The sequence below is a fragment of the Peptidiphaga sp. genome (genome assembly GCF_057238965.1).
On the sequence record NZ_DBHHEV010000133.1, the window covers coordinates 1 to 4,236 of the forward strand.

The window sequence follows — 4,236 nt, forward strand, 5'->3', positions numbered from 1 at the left end:
GGCGGCATCGACGGCGAAGCCTCCCGTCTCGCCTATCGCCCCGTCGAGATAGGCGGTCCCGTCAAGCTGAACCATTGGCATGGCGATCGGTATGGAAGACGAGGCCTGGCATCGCGTCGTAAAATCCGAATTGTCCCTCACGTCCTCCCGGCCCCAATAGACGGTCTTCCCCGTTGTGCAGTCGAACGAGCCGATCTTGAACGGCGTGGAGCTGGCCGAGTACGCCTCCCAGTTGTAGGGGAGAAGCTCGCCGGGCGCCGTCGTCTGGTGGTAGATGTAATCCGAATTGAAGTAGCCTTTGCCTCTTATGAAGCTGATCGGGCCTCCGATCTTTGGGTCTTTCGCAAGCTCGACAAAGCATGCGCGCGCCCGCCAGGCGTCGCGTGCCAGAAAATTCGCCGTGTGGGTCGCTCCCGCAGAAATCCCGCCCACCCAGGGGACCTCGACTCCCGATTCAATCATTGCGGCAACCAACGCGGCCGTGTACGTGCCGCGCATCCCGCCGCCTTCGAAGATCAATGCTGTGCCTGTAGCCATAACGCCCTCAGTTTAGCGCGACTTCGCGAAGGCATGCTGCGGCAGAAGCCACGCGACGCCGGAGAGGACTCGTGCGATGCCAGAGCCGATCCGACGACGCCGGAGCCGCGGGCGGTCGCGACGGTTTTGCCGCGACCGCCCGCCCCTGCCGTTTCTGCCCGGCCAGCTCGTTTCCGGCGGTCCAGCCGTGCTCGGCCCAGGCGGCTTCCTCGGTTTCGACGGCACCCTCTGCCGAGTCAGCCGCTCCCGATTGGCTCAGACTTCCTCGACCAGGCGCTTCATGACCGCGCGTGCGCCGTCGGCCCGAATCGCCTTCAGGGCCTCCGTGAAAGCCTCGACGAAGCGCGAGTCCGAGCCGAGCTCGCCGAAGACCGCCTCGTCGGAGATCACCGCGGTGTCTTCGCCGTCGCGCTCGCGGGCGGCCAGGGCGACCAGGCGATCGCCCTGCTGGTCGTCGACCACGATCTCCGAGCCGTCCTCGGCCTTGCCTTCCATCCCCAGAGCCCACGCGGCGCACATGGCCGCGCCGAGCTTGATCGAGCGGTTCTCCTTGAGGTTGTCGCGAACCGTCGGAAGAACGAACTTCGGCATTCGATCCGAGGCGTCCTGCGCCAACCTCGCGAGGGTGTCTGCGATCGAGGCGTTCGTGAAACGCTCGAACAGCGTGTTGACGTACTGCGGGAGGTCGATGCCCGGCACGGGAAGAAGAGTCTCCAGCGCCTCCTTTTCCAGATAGGCACGCGTAAACGCCGCGACGTCGGGGTCGGCTGCGGCGTCGTGGGCGAACTCAAAGCCGAGCAGACGCCCCCAGTGCGCGAGCGACTGGTGGGAGGCGTTGAGGAGGCGAAGCTTCATGAGCTCGTACGGGACGACGTCGTCGACGAGCTGGACCCCCGCGTCCTCGAACGGAGGCCGGCCCAGGGTGAACTTGTCCTCCAGGACCCACTGCGCGAACGGCTCGGCCGTCACGGGCCAGGCGTCCTCGATGCCGTAGCGCTCGCGGACCATCTCGACGTCCTCCGGCGTCGTCACCGGGGTGATCCTATCGACCATGCCGTTGGGGAAGACGACGTTTGCCCGAATCCAGGCCTCGAGCTCGGGGTCGGTGAGCTTTGCCTGAGCGAGGACCGCGGCCTTTGCGATCGAGCCGTTGCCCGGGAGGTTGTCGCAGGACATGACGGTGAAGGGAGGGATTCCGGCGTCGCGGCGTCGGCGCAATGCCTCGACGATGAAGCCGAAGGTCGTGGTCGGCTTGTCGGGATGCTCGGCGTCGTGCTTCGCGGCGGGATTCTCGGTGTTGAATTCACCGGTCGCGTCGTCGATGTTGTAGCCGCCCTCGGTTACGGTCAGGGAGACGATGCGGGTGCCGGCGTCGGCCATCTTGTCGAGGACCTTGCTCGGGTCGTCCGGTGCGTAGAGGTATTCGTGGATGGAACCGATGACTCTGGGCTCGAGCGTTCCGTCGGGATGCTTGAGGACCAGAGTGTAGAGGCCGTCCTGGTTCTGCATGACGTCGCGCATCCGCTTGTCGGATGGCATGACGCCCACTCCGCAGATGCCCCAGTCGAGCGCTTCGTTTTCGCTCATGAGACGGTCAAGATACATGGCCTGGTGGGCGCGGTGGAAGTTTCCCAGTCCGAAATGCACGATTCCGGACGTTACAGCCGAACGGTCATACGTGGGCGCCAAGAAGGCGCTGGCGAGCGATGCCGCCGCCGACGACTGCGTAGAGGTGCCAAATGTGCTGGTCATGTTTGTGCTACTTTCCCATAGCGGCGTCGGCGTCTTCGTGGCAGACGCCGAACCGGTTATGTTGCCCAGTGCTTACCCTGCGTGCTGCGGCGGAACAAAGCGCCCCGCCGACGCGGCCGAAGGCCGCGAAAAGCGGCTTTTGGCCTTGCGCAGCCATTCTTTCACGGTATTGCCGGTGGCGAAAGGGGGAGGAATCCCGCGTTTTGGGCTTTGCCCGTTTGTGCGCAGTTTTCTTACAGCTTTGTAAGGGGCGCTGCGGTAAGGCTCGGCGTATCCGCATACCAGCAGCCCGTCTTCACACCGGGCGAGGCTCCCTTGAGGCGCGTCGGCGACGTGGGTCTTTCCGGTCCGGCAAGGAGCGAGTGCCGGTCCTTGCCGAAAACGGGCGAGTGGCCGGTCCCTTCCGAACCGGCGAGGATGGGGCCCCTTGCGGTCCGACGGCGACGGAGGAAGCCGTCTGGGCGGCACGTCTTCATCCGCGCTGAATTGGCCGGAAGCTCCTCAAACTTATCGCCCTTTCAGAGCGGCATGTCTTCGCCCGGGCGCATTGGGCGGCAACTGTTTCCGCATGGAGAATCCGACGTTCGGCATGTCTCCGGGCGGGTTGGGCACAGCTTTCCCGCCGAGAATCGCTCTTGCTTTTGCGGGCAGCATTTTTTGCGGGGGGGCAGCTTTTGCTTTTCGCCGAAAAATAGATATCATATTGATATCGCCAAAGTTCGCGGGGCCAAAGCGGCGTTCTCGACGTCGGGCGTCAAACGTTGTCGGCGTCGCCCCCGAACGTTCTAGGCGTCGGACTTTAGATAGGAGAGGGACATGCCTGCCAACGACAATCCGGAAGCGGATTCTGGCGAATCCGCGAAATCGCGTGAATCTATGAAAAATCGACGGTCCGCAAAACTGCGGGAATCAGCGAACCTGTCGGAATCGTCTAAGCTGCGTGAGTCTGCAAAACTGCAGGCGGAGGCGGCCGAGTTCCGCGCTCGCATCCACATCGACGAGAAGACTGCTTGGTCTGCGGGTTCGGGCCCCGCTTTCCTTGCCGCCGCCGGCCTGCTCGCCGTGCTGGCGGGGTTCGTCTACCTGATCGTCGTCGGCGCGATTGCTTCAGCCGACGGCATCGTCGCGTCTGCCGCGGTCAAGATAGCGATAGGTGTGGTCGGGGTGGTCGTCGTCTGCTCGCTAGGCACGTGTTTTTACATCGTTTCTCCGGGCGAAACAAGCGTTCGCCAGTTCTTCGGCAAGTACATCGGAACTGTCAGGCGGACCGGGCTGGTGCTGATCCCTCCGTTTACGTACGGCAGGAGGGTTTCCGTGAAGGTCCACAATTTCGAGACGTACGAGCTCAAGGTCAACGACCTCGACGGAAATCCGGTGAACATAGCGGCGATCGTCGTGTGGCAGGTGGCGGACACGGCTCGGGCGGTTTTCGCCGTGGAGCAGTACGAGGCGTTCATCAAGGCCCAGGCTGAATCTGCGCTGCGCCATGTGGCCACGACGCATCCGTACGACGAACCCGGTCCCGGGGAGACGTCGCTGCGCGGGGGAACCGACCTCGTTTCTTCCGAGCTGGCCGAGGAGGTCGCCGCGCGCGTTGCCCTTGCGGGGCTGGAAATCATCGAGGTTCGCATTTCCTCGCTTGCCTATGCCCCCGAGATCGCGCAGGCGATGCTCCAGCGACAGCAGGCCGGGGCGGTCATCGCAGCGCGCGAACAGATTGTGGAAGGCGCCGTCTCCATGGTGGACCAGGCGCTTCAGCGCCTTGAGGATTCCGACATAGTCGCCTTGGATGACGAACGCAGGGCCCAAATGGTTTCGAATCTGCTTGTCGTTCTGTGTTCGGACCAGCGGACGCAGCCAGTTGTCAACGCGGGCTCCCTTTACGCGTAGGGTGTCAATGTCCGAGAGCGACAAGCGGGCCGGAAGCGCTGTGCCTCCTGAAAAGGG

General features: G+C 63.8%; 4 protein-coding genes. 2 read left to right on the plus strand and 2 right to left on the minus strand.

Going from position 1 to position 4,236, the window contains the following annotated elements:
* Window positions 1–537 (minus strand): patatin-like phospholipase family protein (locus tag ACO48X_RS10875; RefSeq protein WP_485002105.1); only part of this gene is annotated, 537 nt, incomplete at its 3' end.
* A 255-nt stretch (window positions 538–792) separates the two neighbouring features.
* Window positions 793–2,289 (minus strand): mannitol dehydrogenase family protein, encoded by a 1,497-nt coding sequence (locus ACO48X_RS10880; protein ID WP_485002106.1) that lies wholly within the window; start codon window positions 2,287–2,289, stop codon window positions 793–795.
* On the opposite strand from ACO48X_RS10880, the gene ACO48X_RS10885 reads away from it, so the two are divergent.
* On the plus strand, window positions 2,216–2,536 hold the full coding sequence (locus tag ACO48X_RS10885; RefSeq protein ID WP_485002108.1) for a hypothetical protein: 321 nt from the start codon (window positions 2,216–2,218) through the stop codon (window positions 2,534–2,536). The genes ACO48X_RS10880 and ACO48X_RS10885 overlap by 74 nt on opposite strands.
* A 569-nt stretch (window positions 2,537–3,105) precedes the next feature.
* A complete protein-coding gene (locus ACO48X_RS10890; RefSeq protein WP_485002107.1) occupies window positions 3,106–4,179 on the plus strand; it encodes an SPFH domain-containing protein in 1,074 nt (357 codons plus the stop codon).
* Window positions 4,180–4,236 lie beyond the last annotated feature (57 nt).

Coding starts and splice junctions, on each gene's coding strand:
- ACO48X_RS10880 (WP_485002106.1), bottom strand. CDS start 2,289: ATGACCAGCACATTTGGCACCTCTACGCAGTCGTCGGCGGCGGCATCG.
- ACO48X_RS10890 (WP_485002107.1), top strand. CDS start 3,106: ATGCCTGCCAACGACAATCCGGAAGCGGATTCTGGCGAATCCGCGAAA.